The sequence below is a fragment of the Leifsonia sp. NPDC058248 genome (assembly GCF_042881905.1).
Taxonomy (GTDB): Bacteria; Actinomycetota; Actinomycetes; order Actinomycetales; family Microbacteriaceae; genus Leifsonia.
Genome location: NZ_JBHVXB010000007.1, coordinates 82,837 through 101,858, shown reverse-complemented (window position 1 = coordinate 101,858; position 19,022 = coordinate 82,837). Strand labels below are relative to the sequence as shown.

21 protein-coding genes are annotated in these 19,022 nt (G+C 69.6%); 6 read left to right on the top strand and 15 right to left on the bottom strand.

Annotated elements, in window-relative coordinates; all coding sequences use genetic code 11:
• Positions 1 to 146 precede the first annotated feature (146 nt).
• The 6 genes from ACFVV5_RS12890 to dapA form a co-directional block, all read right to left on the bottom strand.
• Positions 147 to 647: a CinA family protein gene (locus ACFVV5_RS12890; protein WP_387244426.1), complete on the bottom strand. Its 501-nt coding sequence runs from the start codon at positions 645 to 647 to the stop codon at positions 147 to 149.
• Positions 634 to 1,260, bottom strand: a complete 627-nt coding sequence (gene pgsA / locus ACFVV5_RS12885; protein WP_387244423.1) for a CDP-diacylglycerol--glycerol-3-phosphate 3-phosphatidyltransferase — start codon at positions 1,258 to 1,260, stop codon at positions 634 to 636. The genes ACFVV5_RS12890 and pgsA overlap by 14 nt, the downstream gene beginning before the upstream one ends.
• A 6-nt stretch (positions 1,261 to 1,266) precedes the next feature.
• On the bottom strand, positions 1,267 to 4,098 hold the full coding sequence (locus ACFVV5_RS12880; RefSeq protein WP_387244420.1) for a DNA translocase FtsK 4TM domain-containing protein: 2,832 nt from the start codon (positions 4,096 to 4,098) through the stop codon (positions 1,267 to 1,269).
• 116 nt (positions 4,099 to 4,214) lie between these two features.
• Complete coding sequence (locus tag ACFVV5_RS12875; protein ID WP_387244417.1) at positions 4,215 to 4,706, bottom strand: GNAT family N-acetyltransferase; 492 nt, start codon at positions 4,704 to 4,706, stop codon at positions 4,215 to 4,217.
• 59 nt (positions 4,707 to 4,765) lie between these two features.
• Entirely contained in the window at positions 4,766 to 6,442 is a 1,677-nt protein-coding gene (locus ACFVV5_RS12870; RefSeq protein ID WP_387244414.1) for a ribonuclease J, read from the bottom strand.
• 69 nt (positions 6,443 to 6,511) lie between these two features.
• A complete protein-coding gene (dapA, locus tag ACFVV5_RS12865; protein WP_387244411.1) occupies positions 6,512 to 7,489 on the bottom strand; it encodes a 4-hydroxy-tetrahydrodipicolinate synthase in 978 nt (325 codons plus the stop codon).
• Positions 7,490 to 7,582: 93 nt separating this feature from the next.
• On the opposite strand from dapA, the gene ACFVV5_RS12860 reads away from it, so the two are divergent.
• The 4 genes from ACFVV5_RS12860 (at position 7,583) to ACFVV5_RS12845 (ending at position 9,938) form a co-directional block, all read left to right on the top strand.
• Positions 7,583 to 8,026 (top strand): TlpA family protein disulfide reductase, encoded by a 444-nt coding sequence (locus ACFVV5_RS12860; RefSeq protein WP_387244408.1) that lies wholly within the window; start codon positions 7,583 to 7,585, stop codon positions 8,024 to 8,026.
• Positions 8,010 to 8,486, top strand: a complete 477-nt coding sequence (locus ACFVV5_RS12855; protein WP_387244405.1) for a DUF4395 domain-containing protein — start codon at positions 8,010 to 8,012, stop codon at positions 8,484 to 8,486. The genes ACFVV5_RS12860 and ACFVV5_RS12855 overlap by 17 nt, the downstream gene beginning before the upstream one ends.
• A gap of 107 nt (positions 8,487 to 8,593) precedes the next feature.
• Positions 8,594 to 9,043, top strand: a complete 450-nt coding sequence (locus ACFVV5_RS12850; protein ID WP_387244402.1) for an OsmC family peroxiredoxin — start codon at positions 8,594 to 8,596, stop codon at positions 9,041 to 9,043.
• A gap of 4 nt (positions 9,044 to 9,047) precedes the next feature.
• On the top strand, positions 9,048 to 9,938 hold the full coding sequence (locus ACFVV5_RS12845; RefSeq protein ID WP_387244399.1) for a TIGR01777 family oxidoreductase: 891 nt from the start codon (positions 9,048 to 9,050) through the stop codon (positions 9,936 to 9,938).
• A 34-nt stretch (positions 9,939 to 9,972) separates the two neighbouring features.
• Here the strand turns inward: ACFVV5_RS12845 and ACFVV5_RS12840 are convergent, their stop codons facing one another.
• Together ACFVV5_RS12840 and dapB are read right to left on the bottom strand one after the other, a co-directional pair.
• A complete protein-coding gene (locus ACFVV5_RS12840; protein ID WP_387244964.1) occupies positions 9,973 to 10,401 on the bottom strand; it encodes a hypothetical protein in 429 nt (142 codons plus the stop codon).
• A 23-nt stretch (positions 10,402 to 10,424) separates the two neighbouring features.
• Positions 10,425 to 11,207 (bottom strand): 4-hydroxy-tetrahydrodipicolinate reductase, encoded by a 783-nt coding sequence (gene dapB / locus ACFVV5_RS12835; RefSeq protein ID WP_387244396.1) that lies wholly within the window; start codon positions 11,205 to 11,207, stop codon positions 10,425 to 10,427.
• Positions 11,208 to 11,275: 68 nt separating this feature from the next.
• Here dapB and ACFVV5_RS12830 point away from each other — a divergent pair, with 68 nt between their 5' ends.
• Positions 11,276 to 11,773, top strand: a complete 498-nt coding sequence (locus ACFVV5_RS12830; RefSeq protein ID WP_387244393.1) for a GNAT family N-acetyltransferase — start codon at positions 11,276 to 11,278, stop codon at positions 11,771 to 11,773.
• Positions 11,774 to 11,885: 112 nt separating this feature from the next.
• Here ACFVV5_RS12830 and ACFVV5_RS12825 read toward each other — a convergent pair whose 3' ends face one another.
• Complete coding sequence (locus ACFVV5_RS12825) at positions 11,886 to 12,488, bottom strand: histidine phosphatase family protein (RefSeq protein ID WP_387244390.1); 603 nt, start codon at positions 12,486 to 12,488, stop codon at positions 11,886 to 11,888.
• A gap of 40 nt (positions 12,489 to 12,528) precedes the next feature.
• Positions 12,529 to 13,905, bottom strand: coding sequence for a M16 family metallopeptidase (locus ACFVV5_RS12820; RefSeq protein ID WP_387244387.1), 1,377 nt, complete (start codon positions 13,903 to 13,905; stop codon positions 12,529 to 12,531).
• A gap of 178 nt (positions 13,906 to 14,083) precedes the next feature.
• Here ACFVV5_RS12820 and ACFVV5_RS12815 point away from each other — a divergent pair, with 178 nt between their 5' ends.
• Positions 14,084 to 14,668 (top strand): TetR/AcrR family transcriptional regulator, encoded by a 585-nt coding sequence (locus ACFVV5_RS12815; RefSeq protein ID WP_387244384.1) that lies wholly within the window; start codon positions 14,084 to 14,086, stop codon positions 14,666 to 14,668.
• 288 nt (positions 14,669 to 14,956) lie between these two features.
• Here ACFVV5_RS12815 and ACFVV5_RS12810 read toward each other — a convergent pair whose 3' ends face one another.
• The 5 genes from ACFVV5_RS12810 to ACFVV5_RS12790 form a co-directional block, all read right to left on the bottom strand.
• Positions 14,957 to 16,099, bottom strand: coding sequence for an aldo/keto reductase (locus ACFVV5_RS12810; protein ID WP_387244381.1), 1,143 nt, complete (start codon positions 16,097 to 16,099; stop codon positions 14,957 to 14,959).
• Positions 16,100 to 16,264: 165 nt separating this feature from the next.
• Complete coding sequence (locus ACFVV5_RS12805) at positions 16,265 to 17,092, bottom strand: HpcH/HpaI aldolase/citrate lyase family protein (RefSeq protein ID WP_387244378.1); 828 nt, start codon at positions 17,090 to 17,092, stop codon at positions 16,265 to 16,267.
• Entirely contained in the window at positions 17,089 to 17,577 is a 489-nt protein-coding gene (locus ACFVV5_RS12800) for a MaoC family dehydratase (RefSeq protein WP_387244375.1), read from the bottom strand. The genes ACFVV5_RS12805 and ACFVV5_RS12800 overlap by 4 nt, the downstream gene beginning before the upstream one ends.
• Positions 17,574 to 18,239: a 3-oxoacid CoA-transferase subunit B gene (locus ACFVV5_RS12795; protein WP_387244372.1), complete on the bottom strand. Its 666-nt coding sequence runs from the start codon at positions 18,237 to 18,239 to the stop codon at positions 17,574 to 17,576. The genes ACFVV5_RS12800 and ACFVV5_RS12795 overlap by 4 nt, the downstream gene beginning before the upstream one ends.
• Positions 18,236 to 19,003 (bottom strand): CoA transferase subunit A, encoded by a 768-nt coding sequence (locus ACFVV5_RS12790; RefSeq protein WP_387244369.1) that lies wholly within the window; start codon positions 19,001 to 19,003, stop codon positions 18,236 to 18,238. The genes ACFVV5_RS12795 and ACFVV5_RS12790 overlap by 4 nt, the downstream gene beginning before the upstream one ends.
• Positions 19,004 to 19,022: the final 19 nt, after the last annotated feature.

The window sequence follows — 19,022 nt, the reverse complement described above, 5'->3', positions numbered from 1 at the left end:
TTCTTCAACCCTGCCGGTGGATCGGACGTTCGATCGGGGATGCCAACACTAGCGCATCCGTGATTCATACGATATCGACGACGACTGGGCTTTTCTTGTGAATGCATGATCTGTAACAGAGCCGAAACAGGCTGTATTCCCGGGGTTCACACCGGGCCGGCATCGACCTCCTCGGCGAGCTCCCGGATCACCCGTTCGACGACCTGCCGACGGATCTCGGCACGGGATCCGGCGAGCGAGAGCTCGATCACGCGCGTCGACGAAGAGGTGGCCAGAGCGACGTACACCGTGCCCACCGCCTTGCCACCCTGCGGGTCGGGCCCGGCGACCCCCGTCGTCGAGAGACCGACGTCGGCGGCGCGCCCTGCGACGGCGAGGCGTTCGCGCACGCCTTCCGCGAGCTGGCGGGCGACCTCCGGATGCACGGGCCCCTCCGCCTCGAGCAGCGCGGCGTCCACCCCGAGCAGCGAGTGCTTGAGCTCGGTCGCGTAGACGACGGCGCCGCCGAGCACGACCGCCGAGGCGCCCGGCACGCTCGTGAGTTCGGCGGTGAGCTCTCCGCCCGTCAGCGATTCCGCGGCGGCGACGGTGAGCCCGCGTTCGGCGAGCCGGCCGATGACGCGCACGGTGAGGTCAGACGGCGGCACGCTTGGCTCTCCGGCCCTTCCAGGCCTGCCAGAGGTAGTCGACGCCCGTCACGACCGTGAGGATCACCGCGGCGGTCATGACGATCCCATTGACCCAGTACACCCACTCCCCGAAGACGTTCCAGAGCGGGAACAGGGCGAGCGAGATCGCCACCGACTGGACGATCGTCTTGATCTTGCCACCACGCGACGCGGCGATCACTCCTTGGCGGATGACGACGAAACGGTAGACCGTGATCCCGACCTCGCGCACCAGGATGACGATGGTCACCCACCACGGGAGCTCGCCGAGGATCGACAGCGCGATGAGCGCTCCCCCGGTGAGCACTTTGTCGGCGATCGGGTCAAGGAGCTTGCCGAGCTCGGTCACGAGGTTGTTGCGCCGGGCGATCGCGCCGTCGACGCCGTCAGTGGCGATGGCGAGCACGAACAGCACGGCGGCCGCCCAGCGGAGCCAGCCGTCTTTGCCGTCGTCGGCGAGCAGCATCCACACGAACAGCGGCGCGAGCAGGATGCGCACCACCGTGATCACGTTGGGCACGTTCCAGTTGCTCGCCGCACGCGGCAAGCCGCCTCCCGTCGTCGCCGGCGGAGGCGTGTCGGGCACCGACATCGCGGTCTACTCCCTGTCGGTCAGCTGCCAGGCGTCCTCGTCCGAGGTGCCTTCCACCTCAGGATAGCCCTCGGTCATCCGCGCGACGGGGTCACCTGCGTACTGGTCGTAGGTGTCGTGCGCGGCGCTTTGCTGCACTGTCGTCGAGGCCGATCCCGACGCCGCCGGCGAACCTCCGGCGGCGGCAGCGCCGCCCGGCGGCTCCTCGCCGCGCAACGTGGCGAGGACGGCAGGCAGCTGCTCCGCCGTGACGAGGACATCGCGGGCTTTGGAGCCCTCGGACGGCCCGACGATCTCCCGCGACTCGAGCAGGTCCATCAGGCGTCCCGCTTTGGCGAAGCCGACCCGCAGCTTGCGCTGCAGCATCGAGGTGGACCCGAACTGCGTCGACACGACCAGCTCGGCCGCCGCGAGCAGCAGCTCGATGTCGTCGCCGATGTCGGAGTCGATCTGCTTCTTCTCCGCCTGCGCCGCGACGTCCTGCCGGTACTCCGGGCGCGCTTGGCGCGTGACATGGTCGACGACCTTCTGGATCTCCGCCTCGTTGACCCACGCGCCCTGCACCCGGATCGCCTTGGAGGCGCCCATCGGCAGGAACAGCGCGTCGCCCTGGCCGATCAGCTTGTCGGCGCCCGGCTGGTCGAGGATGACGCGGGAGTCGGTGACGCTGGTGACGGCGAACGCCAGCCGCGACGGGACGTTGGCCTTGATGAGTCCGGTCACCACGTCGACGGAGGGCCGCTGCGTCGCGAGGACCAGGTGGATTCCGGATGCTCGCGCCAGCTGCGTGATCCGCACGATGGAGTCCTCGACGTCGCGCGGGGCGACCATCATCAGGTCGGCGAGCTCGTCGACCACGACGAGCAGGTAGGGGTACGGCTTGAGCTTGCGCTCGCTGCCGGCCGGGAGCACGATCTCGTTGTTCACGACGGCCTTGTTGAAGTCGTCGATGTGACGGAAGCCGAAGCTCGCCAGGTCGTCGTAGCGCATGTCCATCTCTTTCACGACCCACTGCAGCGCTTCGGCCGCCTTCTTGGGGTTCGTGATGATGGGCGTGATCAGGTGCGGCACCCCGGCGTAGATCGTGAGCTCCACGCGCTTCGGGTCGATGAGCACCATGCGGACATCGGCCGGCTTGGCGCGCATCAGCAGGCTGGTGATCATCGAGTTGACGAAGCTCGACTTGCCCGACCCGGTGGAGCCGGCCACCAGGAGGTGCGGCATCTTGGCGAGGTTGGCGACGACGTAGCCGCCGCCCACGTCTTTGCCGACGCCGATCGTCATGGGATGCGTGCTCTTGGCGGACGCGCCCGACCGGAGCACGTCGCCCAGGGAGACGATCTCGCGATCGGAGTTGGGGATCTCGATGCCGATCGCGCTCTTGCCGGGGATCGGCGAGAGGATGCGCACCTCGTTGCTCGCCACCGCGTACGACAGGTTCTTGCTGAGCGCCGTCACCCGCTCGACCTTCACGCCCGGGCCCAGTTCGATCTCGTACTGGGTCACGGTCGGGCCGCGCGAATAGCCGGTGACCTTCGCGTCGACGCCGAACTGATCGAGCACCTCGGTGATCGACGTGACGATCTCCTCGTTGGCGCTCGAGCGGGCCTTCGGCGGCGTGCCGGCCGAGAGCATCGCCGCGGAGGGCAGGCGGTACGGCGCGGTCGGCTCTTCGGGTGCGGCCGGTGCGACCTGGGCCTCGTCGAAGTCGTCGACGCCGGCGGAGAAGCCGGGAAGCACTCCGGGAGCGGTCGGCACGGGGCCGTCGGCCTGGAGCCCGGTGGGGTGCGCTCCCCCGAGGGCGACCTCGCCCGTGAACCGCTTGACGGCCTCCTCGGCGAGAGCGAGCTCGCTGAGCACCTCGGTGTTGTAATGGTCGCTGGCGGGATCGGGCTGGAGCGCCGTGGTGAACTCGCCCTTGCCCGCGGCCTGCGCGCCGAAGATCTCGGTGACGCTGTCGCCGATCACCGGACTGTCGTACGCCGGGTCCTCTTCACGCTGCGACTTGTTGCGCCGCCACCACGGGAGGTTCCCCTCGCCCTCGGGCTCGTCGATGCCGTCGAGCTCGACCTGCTGGGTCTTGGCGTCCTTGACCGCCTGGCGCTCCTCCTCGGTCGGCAGCTGCGCGCCGAAGAGGTAGGCGTAGAGCTCGCGGACACGCCCGCCGACCTTGTTCGGCGGGGTCTTCGTGATGATGAACAGGCTCAGGATGAGCAGCACGATGATCACGGCGCCCGCGCCGTACGGCGTGATGACGGTCGACAGGGGCGCGGCGAGTAGCCAGCCGAGCACGCCGCCGGCCTCCGCGAGCTTGCCCATGCCGCCGCTCGGTGACGGGTGCGAGCTGAAGAGGTGGCAGAGTCCCGAGATGGTGAGCAGCAGGATGCCGAGCCCGATCCCGATACGCGTGTTGTCGTGCACGGAGCTGGGATGGCGGAACAGCCAGGCCGCGAAGAGCACCATGATCACCGGGAGGGCGAAGGCGACGCGGCCGAACAGTCCGCCGAAGGTCCAGGCGTCGAGCATCCGGGCGATGTCGTTGTCGATGAGGAACCATTCGACGACGGCTCCGGCGACCGCGAGCAGCACGAGGAAGAAGGGGAAGCCGTCGCGGCGCTCGTCCTTGGCCAGCTTCTCGGGTCCGAGTGCGCGGAAGGCGGCGCCCGTGAGGTGCGCCAGTCCCAGCCAGGCGCGGGCGAACGGATTGGCCCTCGCGTCGGCCGTCGGGTAGGCGACCGTCTTCTGGGCCGCCGTCTTCGCCGCCGGCTTGCGCGCGGCCGAACCGCCGCGGCCGGAGGAGTTCCGGGCGCGCGATGTCGACTTGGTGCTCGTAGCCATAGGCTCCACGGTACTTCGCGCCCCCGTCATCCCGTGGTTACCGCGCTGAGTTGTGCGAAATCGCCGCCGACCGCGTGCCGAGCCCGGATGCCCCGGACTCGGTGTGCAGGCACCGCTCAGCGGACGGCGCGGACCATCGTGTCGGACCCGGTGCCGGACTCCACGGTGATGAAGCCCTCGCTCACGTACAGCCGCTGGGCGAAGTTGGCGCGCTCGACGCTGAGGCTCAGCCGCGAGTGGCCGGCCGCCTTCGCCTGCTGTCCGACCGCCTGAAGCAGGGCCCGGCCGACGCCCAACGCCCGCCACTGGGTGTTGACGCCGAGCGTGAGCTCGGGGACTCCGACCGCCACGAAACCGTGACCGGGCGCGTTCGCCGGGAAGAGCCTGCCCCAGCAGCCGCCGATGGCGATCCCGTGCGCGTCCACGGCGACCGAGCCGAAGTCGCCCGGCCGCTTCCAGCCCGCGATGTAGTGCGAGATGTGCGGGTCTTCGAGCACGGCCACCCGTGACCGGGTGTGCAGGTGGCTCCAGTTGGCGGCCTCGACGAGCATGTCGGCGAGGAACCGCGCATCCTCGCTCGTCGCAGGCCTGATCTGGAACGACGTCATAGACGAACGTTACTCGCGCTCAGGTTTCGGGCGGGTTACGGATGCCGGCCCCGGTGTCGCTACGCCTCGATCACGAGCGGCACGATCATCGGGCGGCGCCGATAGCTCGTGTTCACCCAGCGTCCGACCGTTCGGCGGACGACCTGCGACATCGCGTGCGGGTCGCGCACGCCGTTGTGGGCGGCCTCGGCGAGCGCGGCGGCGATCTTCGGCTTGACCGTGTCGAAGACCGCGTCGTCCTCGGCGAATCCGCGGGCGTGGATCTCCGGGCCGGTGACGATGCGCCCGGTGGTGGCCTCCACGACGACGATGATCGAGATGAAGCCCTCCTCACCGAGGATCCGGCGGTCCTTGAGGTCGGCATCCGTGATCTCGCCGACGCTCGAGCCGTCGACGTAGACGAAGCCGAGGTCGAGCTGGCCGACGATGCGCGCGACGCCGTCCCGCAGATCGATGACGGTCCCGTCCTCCGCGAGGATCGTGTTCTCGTGCGGCACACCCGTGTCCATCGCGAGGCGCGCGTTCGCCACGAGGTGACGCCATTCGCCGTGCACGGGCATCACGTTCTTGGGCTTCACGATGTTGTAGCAGTAGAGCAGCTCGCCGGCGGCCGCGTGGCCGGAGACGTGCACCTTCGCGTTTCCCTTGTGCACCACGGTCGCCCCGAGCTTGGTGAGACCGTCGATCACGCGGTACACCGCGTTCTCGTTGCCGGGGATGAGGCTGGAGGCCAGGATGACCGTGTCTCCCTCGCCGACCTCGATCTGGTGGTCGAGGTTCGCCATGCGGGCGAGGACCGCCATCGGCTCGCCCTGCGAGCCGGTCGACATGTAGACGATCTCGTCGTCGGGGAGGTCGGCGGCCTTCTTGTAGTCGATGAGCACGCCCTCCGGGACCTTCAAGTAGCCGAGATCGGCCGCGATGCCCATGTTGCGCACCATCGAGCGCCCGAGGAGGGCGACGCGGCGGCCGTTGTCGGCCGCGGCGTCGAGCACCTGCTGCACACGGTGGACGTGGCTCGAGAAGCTGGCCACGATCACGCGGCGGGGGGCCCGGGCGATGACGTTGTCGAGCACCGGTCCGATCGAGCGCTCCAGCGGGGTGAACCCGGGCACGTCGGCGTTCGTGGAGTCGGTCATGAACAGGTCGACGCCCTTCTCGCCGAGGCGGGCGAAGGCGCGCAGGTCGGTGATCCGGTCGTCGAGCGGGAGCTGGTCCATCTTGAAGTCGCCGGTGTGCAGCACGACGCCGGCCGGCGTGGTGATGGCGACAGCGAGAGCATCCGGGATCGAGTGGTTCACGGCGACGAACTCGAGCGAGAACGGGCCGAGCTGCTCGTGCTGCCCCTCCTTGACCGTGAGGGTGTAGGGCTGGATGCGGTGCTCCTTGAGCTTGGCCTCCACGAACGCCAGGGTGAGTCCCGAGCCGATCAGGGGGATGTCCGCGCGCAGGCGCAGCAGATACGGCACCGCGCCGATGTGGTCTTCGTGACCGTGGGTGAGCACGACGCCGACGATGTCGTCGAGGCGGTCACGGACCGGCGCGAAGTCGGGCAGGATCAGGTCGACGCCCGGCTGGTTCTCCTCGGGGAAGAGCACGCCGCAGTCGACGATGAGGATCTTGCCCTCGAATTCGAAGACGGTCATGTTGCGGCCGATCTCGCCGAGACCGCCGGTGGGGATGATCCTGAGCGTGCCCGGCGCGAGCGCGGGAGGATCGGAGACGAGGTTGGGCATGTGCCCTCCTATACGTATTGCGGGCGCTTCAGCGCCTCTGGTGGTGCGAGCCGTGCAGTGGCACGGCCCCTAGCGTGTGGTTCCGGCGATCTTCGGCAGCGCGCCACCGGCGGCGGCGTTGCGGTCGGGCCGGAAATTGGAGAAGTCGACGCCCGGGATGTTCTTGACCAGGTCGAGCTCGTCTTCGATCTGCGCGGCCTCCCACTCCTCGGGACCGACGAGCGGAAGGCGCACCCGCGGGCTGGAGATGCGGCCGAGGCCGTGCAGGATGTACTTGGCAGCGACCGTTCCCGGGACATGGGTCATCACGGCGCGCACGAGCGGTTCGAGCTGCTGGTGCGCGATGGTTGCGGTCTTCAGGTCGCCCGCGTTGACCGCATCCACGATCTGGCGATAGGGCCGGGCGGCGATGTTCGCCGTGACACCGATCAGCCCTGTCGCCCCGATCGCCAGGTGCGGGAGCACATTGGCGTCGTCGCCCGAGAAGTAGAGCAGGTCGGTCTGGTTGAGGACCCGGCTGACTTCGCTGAAGTCGCCCTTCGCATCTTTGATGGCGAGCACGTTGGGGTGCTTGGCGATGCGCAGGATGGTCTCGTACTTGATCGGCACTCCGGTGCGGCCCGGGATGTCGTAGAGGATCACCGGCAGGTCGGTGGAGTCGGCGATCATCCGGAAGTGGGTCAGGATGCCCGCCTGAGTGGGCTTGTTGTAATACGGAGTGACGATCATCACGCCGTCGGCGCCCGCCCTCTCGCTCTGCTGGTAGAGCTGGATGGCGTGCGCCGTCTCGTTCGAGCCTCCGCCGGTGATGATCTTCGCGCGGCCGGCCGCCACGTCTTTGCCCACTTCGACCAGGCGCAGCTTCTCCTGGTCGGTGAGGGTCGAGGTCTCCCCCGTGGTGCCGGTCACGACGATGCCGTCGGCCCCCGCGGAGATGACGTCGTCGATGTGCTTCTCCACGCCGGCCCAGTCGACTTCGCCATCGGCGGTGAACGGGGTGACCAGTGCGACGAGTACCTGGCCGAACGGGTTCGTGGAGGACGACATGTCTCAAGGCTAGCGGTTCGAGCGAATCGGCCGGCGCGTAATCTGCTGTCACACTCCGCCGCGGCCGCCTCCGCCCGCGTAGTGTCGCCGATCATGGATGGGTTCACGGCGGGCGCTGTGCTGCTCGGCCTGGTCGTCGTCGCCACGGCGGCCGGCCTGCTCTGGCGCGCCACCACGGGCCGCGTGCGCCCCACCCGGGGCGGCGAGCGCATCGCCGCCGCCGACGTGGGCGCTCCGTCGCTCGGCGAGCGGGCCACCCTCCTCCAGTTCTCCACCGAGTACTGCGCCCCCTGCCGCGCCACGGCACGGGTCCTCGGCGAGATCGGCTCGGACCTCGAGGGGGTCGACCACCTCGAGGTGGACCTCACCGACCGGCCGGACCTCGCACAGCGCTTCGGCATCCTGCAGACCCCCACGACCCTCGTGCTCGACGGGTCCGGAACGGTCCGCGCACGCATCGGAGGCGCCGCCCGCGCCGGCGACGTGCGATCCATGCTCGACGACCTCCTCGGGAGAAACCATGTCCGCTCAGCCTGAGACCGCGGGCATCGACCCGCGCTCGCCCCGCTTCGGCGCCGGCATCACCGCCGTGCTGCTCCTCGTCGACCTGTTCCTGGGTCTCGTCGGCGCGACCACCGCGGCTTTCGTGCTTCTGCTCGCGATCGCGCTGCTGTTCGCGTGGGGCGCCTTCGCGGGCATCCGCAGGCATCCCTACGGGCTGCTGTTCCGGACCCTGATCCGGCCGCGGCTCGCCCCGCCGACGGAGCGCGAGGACCCGGCCCCGCCGACGTTCGCACAGGGCGTCGGTCTGGTCGTCACCGGCCTCGGTCTGCTGCTGCACCTGCTCGGAGTGCCGTACGTCCTCCCCATCGCCGCGGCTCTCGCGTTCGTCGTGGCCTTCCTCAATGCGGTGTTCGGCTACTGCCTCGGCTGCCAGATCTACCTCCTCCTGGTGCGGGCCGGAGTCATCCGCCGCCGCAGTGCGGCCACCGCCTGATCGCTTCCCGGGAATCCCCCGTGCACCCTGAATCGGCGTCGGGGGCCGCCAGTAGGCTTGACAAGCCGTCGGCGAGGTGCCGCTCGGCATCTACACGGGAGGTCTCAATGTCAGTCACCAGCGAGTCAACTACGGCCGTCACGAGCACGTCGACCACCGTCTGGAACGGCGACCTCAAATCGGGCTCCGGAACCGTGACGCTCGACTCGTCGGGCGCCGCTCGGCTCCCGGTGACCTGGGCCGCGCGCTCGAAGGGCAGCAACGACACCACCACGCCGGAGGAGCTCCTCGGCGCCGCGCACTCGGCCTGCTTCTCGATGGCGTTCTCGAACATCCTCGCCGGCTTCGGCACGACTGCTGAGAGCATCCGGGTCTCCGCCGCCGTCGGGTTCGACCCCGCCCAGGGCGTCACCGGCAGCCACCTGGTCGTCACCGCGTCGGTCCCCGGCATCAGCGACGAGGACTTCCAGCGACTGGCGGATGAGGCCAAGTCCACATGCCCCGTGTCGCGCGCACTGGTGGGCATCCCGATCACCATCGAAGCCCGCCTGGCATAGCACCGTGCGGGTGCTCATCGCGGGCGCCTCCGGCATGATCGGCACGGAGCTCACGCGGCAGCTGGAGGAGGCCGGTCACGAGGTCTGGCGCCTGGTGCGGCGCGCTCCGCGCTCCGACGACGAGTTCAACTGGGCGCCGACCGCTCGCATGCTCGACTTCACGCTGATGGAGCGCGCCGACGCCGTGGTCAACCTGTCGGGCGCCTCGCTCAGCCGACTGCCGTGGACCTCCGGGTATAAGCGCGAGATCCTCGCGTCGCGCCTCGAGGCGACGCACACGCTCACGGATGCGATGCGCATGGCAGCGCACGCGCCAGGCGTGTTCGTGAGCGGCTCGGCGGTCGGCTTCTACGGCGACCGGCCGGGCCAGAAGCTCACGGAGACGTCGATCCGCGGAACGGGCTTCCTCACCGACGTCGTCGAGGCCTGGGAGTCGGCCGCGCACCTGGCACCGGAGAAGACCCGCGTGGTCACCGTGCGCACCGGCGTAGTGGTCGGGCACGGCGGTGCGATGACGCCGCTGCTGCCGATGGCGAAGCTCGGGCTCGCCGGCCCGATCGGCACCGGCGGTCAGCACTGGCCGTGGGTGAGCCTGCACGACGAAGCGGCGGCCATCGTGCACCTGCTCTCGTCGAGCCTCGAAGGCCCGGTGAACGTCGTCGGACCGAAACCGGCCACGGCGGATGCGGTGCTCCGGGCGCTCGCGTCGGCGGTTCACCGTCCGTACGGGCTTCCGCTGCCGGAGAAGGTCGTCACGCTCGCGCTGCAGGACGCGGGGCGGGAGCTGCTGCTGTCCAGCCTGAAGGTGATCCCCGAGAAACTGCTGGCCGACGGGTTCGAGTTCCGCGACCGCACCGTCCAGGATGCGATGAACCGGCTGGTCGCGGAGCGCTAGGGTCCGTTCTCGCGGTCCGATGCCGCGCCTGCTGTCAGGCCTTCGCGCGCGCCTCCGCGCGGTAGAGACGGATCGACTCGCGCAGCGCGGCCCGCGCCCGCCGCCGATCGCCCGACGCGTCGTAGGCGAGCCCGAGGCGGAACCAGGCCCGCCAGCTCTCGGGAGCCTGCTCCACCTCCGCCTTGTACCGCGGGAACTCGGCGTCGGCGGCGTCCCGGAGCGGACGCCCGCTCGCCCGGTGCGGCAGCTCTTCGACCGGCAGGCCGCCCTCGGCGTCGAGCAGCTTCACCAGCTTCTCGGTGCGCGCACCGAACAGCAGCTCCCGGCCGATGGCCCAGGCGGCGATGAACGGCAGCACGAGCAGAGCGACGCCCATCGCGATGGCGATGCCCTCCCCGGTGGCCATCAGCATGATGGCCCGCTGGAACACCAGCACCAGGTAGAGGGCCAGGATGACCGCCATGATGATGGCGGCGATGCGGTTTCTCACGCGGTCTCGCGCACGGTGGGACGAGGCGGTTCGCCGTTCGGCTCCGCGATGCCGAGATCGACCAGCCTGTCGAGCCCGACGGTGACGGTCGTGGCCGTCGCCGCGGCACGCAGGGCGAGCAGGATCCCCGCTTCGTACGACTCCGAGCCGATCGTGTCGTGGCGGATCGTGAGGGTCTCACCCGCACCGCCGAAGATCACCTGCTGCTGGGCGGCGACGCCGCGCATCCGGAGACTGTGGATCGGGACGCTGGCCACCTGCTGGCCGCGGGCGCGCTGATCGGTGTGCGGAGCATCCACGGGCCCCCGTTCGGCGCGCGCGGCGCCGATCAGCTCGGCGGTGCGGACGGCGGTGCCCGACGGCGAGTCGACCTTGCCCTCGCCGTGCGCCTCGATGATCTCGATGGAGTCGAAGAACCGAGCCGCGACGGTGGCGAACGCCGTGCCGAGGGCGGAGCCGAGAGAGAAATTGGGGATGACGACGGCGCCGGAGCGCGCGTTCGCTGCGACACGGCGCTCGAGGTCGAGGATGCGGTCGGCCGACCAGCCCGACGTGCCGATCAGCACCTTCAGCCCGTGATCGACCGCGAAGGCGACGATGTCGGGGCTCACAGCCGGGAGGGTCATATCGACGAGCACCTCGGCGTCCAGCATCTCGTTCAGGGATGAGCGGGAGTCCAGCCGGGCCACGAGCTCGAGATCGTCGGCCTGCTCGATCAGCCGAACCGCGACGGAGCCCAGCTTTCCGGTCGCACCAGCGACGGCAACGCGAATAGTCACCCGACCAATCTACCCGGCGCGAACGGTGCGGCACTCCGGCGGTCGCCGGGCGGAACTACGCTGGGCAGATGGTGTCATTTGCCGATGTCGCGGTCACAGACGCGACAGCCCACCGGATGCTCTCCCAGTACTTCGCCGAACGCGCCGCGAGCTTCCCCGCCACGCAGGGCGCCTATCGCACGACGTTGCCCGACCCGGCGCAGTTCGCACCACCGGCCGGGGTGTTCCTGCTGGCGTACGACGAAGACGGTCTCGAGGCCGGCTGCGGGGGCATCCGGGAGCTTCGGGTGCCGCTCGCGGACGCCGACCCGGAGATACCGGTGGTGCGGTACGAGATCAAGCACTTGTGGGTGACGCCGTCGCACCGTGGGCGCGGATTCGGGCGCGGCATCCTGAGCGAGCTGGAGCACCGTGCCCGGGGCTTCGGCGCCACCGAGGTCGTGCTCGACACGAACGCGAGCCTCGAGGCGGCCGGCGGACTGTATCGGAGCCACGGCTACGAGGACATCCAGCCGTACAACGACAATCCCAACGCGACCGATTGGTTCCGCAAGCAGCTCGTCTGACGGCTGCGGCGGGGCGTCGCGATCGAGTCCGGACTTGTTGGCTCGAAACCGGCGCTTTCGAGCCAACAAGTCGGGTGTGGCGAGCGTTGGCAGGCGGCGGGTCGGCGGCGGGTCAGACGGGCTGCAGCTCCGGCAGGCCGGTGCGCAGTTCGACGGGCAGATGGCCGAGGTCGTTGTGCACGACGAGGACCGGCGGCTTCGCCGAGCGCACACGGATGATCGTGAGACCGCAATTCGCCTGGTTCAGTCCCAGCCAGCGCCACTCGGGAGCGTCGAAGACGTGTCGCACGAACCAGCCGATCACGAAGTTGTGCGTGATGAGCAGGTCGTGCCTGTCGCCGCGCGCCGGGGTAAGGAACTCGCTCACCGCGTCCTCCATCTGCGCCCGGCCGGCCTCGATCTCGGCCGCGGTCACCGCTCCGAAGAACGACTCGAATGCGCGGGGCATGTCGGGGGTGGGGCCCGACGGGATGCAGTCGAAGAGCAGGCTCGACGGCTCGGGCGTGAGCGCGGGCATCCGTTCGGCCATGATCGCGGCGGTCTCCGCTGCGCGGTTCAGCGGCGAGTGGTACATGCCGGTGAACGGGATGCCGCCCAGACGTTCGGCGATCAGCTGCGCTTGCCGCTTGCCGCGCGGAGAGAGGGGTCCGTCGGGGAGTCCGTGCTCGGCATCCTGCTGCTCGCCGTGGCGAACGAGGTAGAGGTAGTGGGGCACCGGTTTTGGCCTTTCGGATGGTTCGTTGAACAGGAGGAGGTCAGGAGACGAGGCCGGCGAACATGTCGTCGGTCACGCTCCCGACCGCGGAGATGGAGACCTGGCGCCCGGCCAGGTCGGCGGCCAGTTCGCGCACGTCGTCGGCGGTGACGAGGTGCAGACGGCGGAGGCTTTCATCGAGGTCGGAGAACTCGCCCAGACTGATCTCGGCCCGACCGAGCCTGGACATCCTGGTGTCGGAGTCTTCGAGCGCCAGGGCGGCGCCGCCGGAGAGCTGTCCGACCGCGCGGCGGAGTTCGTCGGGCGTCACACCGCCTTCGGCGAGGCGGTGGAGTTCGCCGAGCATCAGCTCGCCGACCTGGGTGGCCTTGGCGGGAGCGCATCCGGCGTAGAGGCCGAACACCCCGGCGTCGGAGTATGCCCCGGAGAAGGAGTAGACGGCGTAGGCGAGTCCGCGCTTCTCGCGGACTTCCTGGAAGAGACGGCTGGACATCCCGCCGCCGAGCACCGAGTTGAGGACGCTCATCGCGGTGCGGCGTTCGTCGGTGGCGACGATTCCGGGAACGCCGATCAGCAGGTTCACCTGCTCGATCGGGCGCTGGACGGCGACCACCTGCGACGCTCGGGCGATCGCGGCGGGCGTCGTGCTGCGGCGCTCGACCGGTGCGGCCTCGTGTGAGAGGTCCCAGCCGGCCGCCTCGAGGGCCCGGACGACGCCGTTGACGAGCAGTTCGTGGTCGACGGCTCCGGCCGCTGTGATGACGAGATCCTGGGGGCGGTAGTTGGCACGGTAGTGCTCCCACACCGCCTCGCGTGTGGCGTCGCGGATGGTCTGCGGGCTGCCCCCGATGGGACGGCCGAGCGGGTGGGCCCCCAGTACGGCGGAGAAGAACCGCTCGTTCGCGACGTCGGCGGGGTCGTCTTCGGCCATCGAGAGCTCTTCGAGGATGACGCCCCGCTCGTTCTCGAACTCGGTGGGGTCGAGCAGCGAGGAGGTGAGCATGTCGGAGATGACCTCGACCGCCATCGGGAGGTCGCGATCCTGCACCTTGGCGTAGTAGCAGGTGTACTCCTTGGCCGTCATCGCATTGTGCTCGCCGCCGACCGAGTCGAACGAGATCGCGATGTCGAGGGCGGTGCGCGTCGGCGTGCCCTTGAAGAGAAGGTGCTCGAGGAAGTGCGTCGAGCCGAAACTGGCCGGAATCGCGGGCCGCGTGCTCGTGGCGGGCACCGCATCCGTCTCGTCACGGGAACCGACCGCGACCCAGTAGCCGAGGGTCGCGCTGCGCGCGCCAGGCACCTGTTCGCTCAGGATGCGGACCCCGCTCGGGAGTACGGTGCGTCGGACGAGCGCCTCGCCGGACGCCGCGAAAGAAAGGTCGGCCAGGCCAAGGGGAAGGTCGACTGCGCTGTTCATCGCCTCCACCCTACGCCAGCAGCTATGGAATCCCTGAGAGGGAAATGGGGACAAACAGACTGGTCTGTCTACCTATATACTGTCTAAACGAGACGCATCCGACGGTCCCCCATAACGCCGGATGCCCGACCGCGAGGAGACGGGCCCGACCGTCTCCCCAGAATTGGAGATGTGCCGGATGGTCGTTAGTGCCCGGGCGACCATCCGGCCGCCCGCCCCGTCGAAGCTCAAGATCCTCGCGACAGCGGACGAACTCTTCTACCAAGAGGGCATCCACACCGTCGGCGTCGACCGCATCATCGCGGGCGCTCGCGTGACGAAAGCCACCTTCTACAAGCACTACCGGTCGAAGGATCTGCTGATCATCGCCTACGTCGAAGGACGCGACAAGCAGATCCGCGACTGGTTCGAGGAGCAGGAGCGCACGCTGGGCGACCCGCGAGCGATCGCGAGGGCGCTCGTCGACGAGATCAACGTCGAGGCGATCCGGCCCGGGTTCCGCGGCGACCCGTTCATCAACGCGGCCGCCCAGTTCGCCGACGAGAACCATCCGGTCCGCGTCGCCGTGACGCGGCACCGGGACTGGTACGCGCACCGGATCGAGGCCCTGTTCCGCGAGATCGGCCACCCGCACCCGGGCGACGCCGCGGACGACCTCATCCTGGCCCGCGACGGCGCCCTCGCCGGCGGCTACGTCGGCGACCCGGTCGCGGCGGGCGCCGCGCTGCACCGCTCGCTGGAGCGCATCCTCCGCGACGCGTAGCCGCTGCGCTGTGCCCGTCCTGAATTCAGGATGCTGGCAACTCCGGAGAATTCGGTCGACACACCGTTGGATGGCCCCGTAATCGGTGGGATTTCGGCTCGTGGGGGCGGATGTTCCGGAGTTGTGCGCACCAGATGGGTCCGGCGGGCGGGCGCGCGCAGGGAATCCCAGCCGGAAGCACCTGCGCTGCCGGAAACACCTGCAGCAGCCGGAAGCGCTCGCAGCAGCGACCAGCACCTGCCGCAGCACGCGTCAGCAGCACCTACGCAGCCACAGCAGCAGCCGCGGCTACTCCGAGACGCGGTCGAGCTCGAGCATCTGGGCGCGCGTGAGGCGGATGCCGGCGGCGACCATGAGGGCATCGACCTGTTCCGGGCGGCTCGCGCTGGCGACCGGCGCGACGACATTGCGCTTGGCGAGCAGCCAGGCGATGGCCACGCTGGCCGGCGTCGACTCGTGTTCGGCCGCGACGCGGTCGAGGGCGGCGAGCACGCGCTGCCCGCGGCGGTTGACGTAGGCGGCCGCGCGGATGCTGCGGGCGTCGGCGTTCAGGTCGTCTTTGCTGCGGTACTTGCCCGTGAGGAAGCCGTTGGCCAGCGCGTAGTACGGCATCACGGCGAGGCCCTGAGCCGACGCGACGATGCGCAGCGCGCTCTCGAACTCCGTGCGGTGCATCAGGTTGTACTGGGTCTGGACCGCGATGAACTTGGGCAGGCCGGTCGCCGACAGGATGCGCGCCTCGATCAGGCGATCGGCGCTGAAGTTGGATGCGGCCAGGTAGCGCACCTTGCCGCTCTCGATGAGCCACTCCGCCGTGGCGAGGCTGTCTTCGAGCGGCACGTCGGGGTCGTCGTCGTGGAAGTAGAGCAGGTCGATGTGATCGGTCTGTAGACGCTCGAGGGAGGCTTCGACCGCCCGCACGATGCTGACCGAGCCGAGGCCCGGGTTCTCGTGGTGACGGCCGACCTTGGTGGCCAGGACGACGTGCTCGCGGTTGCCGCGCTCGCGCATCCACTTGCCGATGAGCACTTCGCTGCGACCGCCGACGTAGCTGTCGGCGGTGTCGATGAAGTTGCCGCCGAGCGAGGCGAAACGGTCGAGGATGCGGAGCGAGGTGTCGCCGTCGGCCGTCCAGCCGAAGACGCTCGCACCGAGCGACAGCGGGTAGACCGCCAGCTCGCTCTCGCCGATGCGGCGGGGCGCGATGATCGACAGCGGGCCGGTGCGCTCGAGCGCCGGGTCGAGCTGAGGCAGAGCCGCGGTCTCGACGCCGATCGACGCGGCGAGGATCTCGTCGGGAGTGGCTTGTTCGCCGACACCCGTTACGTCGGCAGGCTGTGCGCCAGTGGACTGTTCGCCGGCGGACTGTGCGCCGGCCGCCGCTCGTCTCGCGGCCGCGTCACGCAGCCGGAGAGGTAGCAGTTGTGGCATATGCCCCTCCCCCTACTCCTGCACGACTCGAATCGATTCGAGAGCCCCGGTCTCTCGCTACATACTTGCAGCGTACGGCATACCTCCGACGTGCCCGTGGCGATCCGGGTGAACTGTTACAGAATGCTAGGTCACAGTTTCATCACGTTGCGCAGTCGCAAGAATTCAGCCGTGCAGCCCGGTTTTCCGGAGCACCGATCGGGCGTGCGCGATCACCGGCCCGTCGACCATCCGGCCCTCGAAAGCGAAGACTCCCCGGGCGGTCCCGGCCGCCGCGAGAAGGGCCCGCGCGTGCGCGACCTCGTCCTCCGACGGCCGGTAGGCGACCCGGATCGTCTCCACTTGAGACGGGTGGATGCACGCGGTCGCGGCGAATCCGACGGCCGCCGCATCCGCCGCCTCGTCCGCGAGCCCGGCGACGTCGGCGATGTCCAGGTGCACGGTGTCGATCGCCGCGACGCCCGCCGCGCCGGCAGCGAGCAGCACCGCCGACCGCGCATGCCTCGCGACATCCCGGTACGTTCCATCCGGATGCCGGCTCGACGTGCCGCCCAAGGAGGCGATCAAGTCTTCCGCACCCCACATCAGGGCGATCACCCCGGGCGACGCGGCGAGCTGCGGGGCGGCCTGCACCCCCGCCGCCGTCTCGCACAGCGCGACCACGTCGAGTCCGGCGAGTTCGCGGAGCTCGGCGACCCCCTCCGCCTTCGGGAGCATCACCGAACGGTACGGCGTCACGGCGAGCGCCGCCAGGTCGGCGGCGTGGTCGTCCGTGCCCGCCGGGTTGACCCGCACGATGACGCGGGACGGGTCGAGCCGTTCGTCCGCGGCGGCGGCGACGAGAGCCTCGCGCGCGGGCATCCGGCGCTCAGGATCGACGGCGTCCTCGAGGTCGAGGATGACCGCATCCGCCCGTTCGAGCGCCTTGGCGTAGCGCTCGGGCCGGTCGGCGGGACAGAACAGCAGGGCCGGCCCCCACGGGAACGCCGTCATGCATCGACCGCCTGCACGTACGCGTCCCGGCACCACACCATGACCTGGCGGGTGGCCGTCGCGACCACCACGCCGTCCTGGTTGCGACCGGTGTGCTCCAGCGTGACGATCCCCTGGCCCGGCCGCGAGGCCGACAGCCGCTTGCCCGTGACGACCGTCTCCGAGTACAGCGTGTCGCCGTGGTGCAGCGGGTGCGGGAACGTGACGTCGGTGAAGCCCAGGTTCGCCACGATCGTGCTCTGGGTGAGCTGGGCGACGGATGCACCCACGATCGTCGCCAGGGTGAACATCGAGTTCACCAGACGCTCCCCGAACGGCTGCCGCGCCGACCACGCCGCGTCGAGGTGCAGCGCCTGGGTGTTCATCGTGAGAGTCGTGAAGAACACGTTGTCCGCCTCGGTGACCGTGCGCCCGGGACGGTGGAGGTACCGCGTCTCCAGCTCGAACTCCTCGTAGTAGAGCCCGCGCTGCTCGATCTCCTTCATGCCGCCCTCCCGGCCAGGTCGATCGTGAGCGGTGCGCCGGTCGCGGCGACCACCTCGTCGACGGTGACGCCCGGCGCCAGCTCGCGCAGGACGAGCGATGCGGCCCCCGTGTCGTTCTGGACCACGTCGATGACGGCGAGGTCCGTGATGATGCGGTCGACGCATCCGGTGCCCGTGAGCGGGAGCGAGCATTCGCGCACGATCTTGGGACGGCCATCGCGGTCGACGTGCTCCATCATCACGATGAGGCGCTTGGCGCCGAAGACCAGGTCCATCGCGCCTCCCATGCCTTTGACCATCTTGCCGGGGATCATCCAGTTGGCGAGGTCGCCGCGTTCGGACACCTCCATGGCGCCGAGCACGGCGACGTCGACGTGTCCGCCGCGCACCATCCCGAACGACAGCGACGAGTCGAAGAACGCCGCCCCGCGCTTGACGGTGACGGTCTCTTTGCCGGCGTTGATCAGGTCGGGGTCGACCGCGTCGTCCTCCGGATACGGTCCGACTCCGAGCACGCCGTTCTCGGAGTGCAGGACGACCTCGATCTCGTCGGGGATGAAATTGGGGATGAGAGTCGGCATCCCGATTCCCAGGTTCACGTACTGACCGTTCTCGAGCTCGAGGGCCACGCGGGCGGCGAGTTCGTTGCGGGTGAGGCTCATCGTGCGCTCCCGTCTGCGAGGCGCACCGTGCGCCGCTCGATCCGCTTCTCGACATCCGGAGCGAGCACGACGCGCTGCACGAAGATGCCGGGGGTGTGCACCTCGGCCGGGTCCAGGTCGCCCGGCTCCACCAGCTCTTCGATCTCGGCGATCGTCACCCGTCCGGCCATCGCGGCGAGCGGGTTGAAGTTCATCGCCGCCGCGTGGAAGACCAGGTTGCCGTAGCGGTCGCCCTTCGCCGCGTGCACCAGGGCGAAGTCCGGGGTGACGGACCGTTCGAGCACGTAGTCGGCGCCGTCGAAGGTGCGGACCTCCTTCGGCTCGGAGGCCACGGCGACCGATCCGTCGGCGGCGTACAGCCGCGGCAGACCGCCCTCGGCGATCTGCGTGCCGACGCCCGCCGGCGTGTAGAACGCCGGGATCCCGGCGCCGCCCGCGCGCAGCTTCTCGGCGAGCGTGCCCTGCGGCGTGAGCTCGACCTCGAGCTCGCCCGACAGGAACTGCCGCGCGAACTCCTTGTTCTCGCCCACGTACGAGCTGATCATCTTGCGGATGCGCCGGTCCGCGAGCAGGATGCCCAGACCCCAGTCGTCCACACCGCAGTTGTTGCTCACCACTTCGAGCCGGTCGGTGCCCTTCTCGTGCAGCGCCTGGATGAGCACGCTCGGGATGCCGCACAGCCCGAAGCCGCCCACGGCGAGCGAGGCGCCGTCGGGGATGTCGGCGACCGCCTCCCCCGCGCTCGCGACCACTTTGTCGATCATCGTGGATCTCCTTCCGGGT

What these genes read in the sequence shown, in the direction of transcription:
- pgsA (WP_387244423.1), bottom strand. Translation starts at nt 1,260, where the DNA reads ATGTCGGTGCCCGACACGCCTCCGCCGGCGACGACGGGAGGCGGCTTG.
- ACFVV5_RS12880 (WP_387244420.1), bottom strand. Translation starts at nt 4,098, where the DNA reads ATGGCTACGAGCACCAAGTCGACATCGCGCGCCCGGAACTCCTCCGGC.
- ACFVV5_RS12875 (WP_387244417.1), bottom strand. Translation starts at nt 4,706, where the DNA reads ATGACGTCGTTCCAGATCAGGCCTGCGACGAGCGAGGATGCGCGGTTC.
- ACFVV5_RS12870 (WP_387244414.1), bottom strand. Translation starts at nt 6,442, where the DNA reads ATGCCCAACCTCGTCTCCGATCCTCCCGCGCTCGCGCCGGGCACGCTC.
- dapA (WP_387244411.1), bottom strand. Translation starts at nt 7,489, where the DNA reads ATGTCGTCCTCCACGAACCCGTTCGGCCAGGTACTCGTCGCACTGGTC.
- ACFVV5_RS12860 (WP_387244408.1), top strand. Translation starts at nt 7,583, where the DNA reads ATGGATGGGTTCACGGCGGGCGCTGTGCTGCTCGGCCTGGTCGTCGTC.
- ACFVV5_RS12855 (WP_387244405.1), top strand. Translation starts at nt 8,010, where the DNA reads ATGTCCGCTCAGCCTGAGACCGCGGGCATCGACCCGCGCTCGCCCCGC.
- ACFVV5_RS12850 (WP_387244402.1), top strand. Translation starts at nt 8,594, where the DNA reads ATGTCAGTCACCAGCGAGTCAACTACGGCCGTCACGAGCACGTCGACC.
- ACFVV5_RS12840 (WP_387244964.1), bottom strand. Translation starts at nt 10,401, where the DNA reads ATGGCGGTCATCCTGGCCCTCTACCTGGTGCTGGTGTTCCAGCGGGCC.
- ACFVV5_RS12830 (WP_387244393.1), top strand. Translation starts at nt 11,276, where the DNA reads ATGGTGTCATTTGCCGATGTCGCGGTCACAGACGCGACAGCCCACCGG.
- ACFVV5_RS12820 (WP_387244387.1), bottom strand. Translation starts at nt 13,905, where the DNA reads ATGAACAGCGCAGTCGACCTTCCCCTTGGCCTGGCCGACCTTTCTTTC.
- ACFVV5_RS12815 (WP_387244384.1), top strand. Translation starts at nt 14,084, where the DNA reads ATGGTCGTTAGTGCCCGGGCGACCATCCGGCCGCCCGCCCCGTCGAAG.
- ACFVV5_RS12810 (WP_387244381.1), bottom strand. Translation starts at nt 16,099, where the DNA reads ATGCCACAACTGCTACCTCTCCGGCTGCGTGACGCGGCCGCGAGACGA.
- ACFVV5_RS12805 (WP_387244378.1), bottom strand. Translation starts at nt 17,092, where the DNA reads ATGACGGCGTTCCCGTGGGGGCCGGCCCTGCTGTTCTGTCCCGCCGAC.
- ACFVV5_RS12800 (WP_387244375.1), bottom strand. Translation starts at nt 17,577, where the DNA reads ATGAAGGAGATCGAGCAGCGCGGGCTCTACTACGAGGAGTTCGAGCTG.
- ACFVV5_RS12795 (WP_387244372.1), bottom strand. Translation starts at nt 18,239, where the DNA reads ATGAGCCTCACCCGCAACGAACTCGCCGCCCGCGTGGCCCTCGAGCTC.
- ACFVV5_RS12790 (WP_387244369.1), bottom strand. Translation starts at nt 19,003, where the DNA reads ATGATCGACAAAGTGGTCGCGAGCGCGGGGGAGGCGGTCGCCGACATC.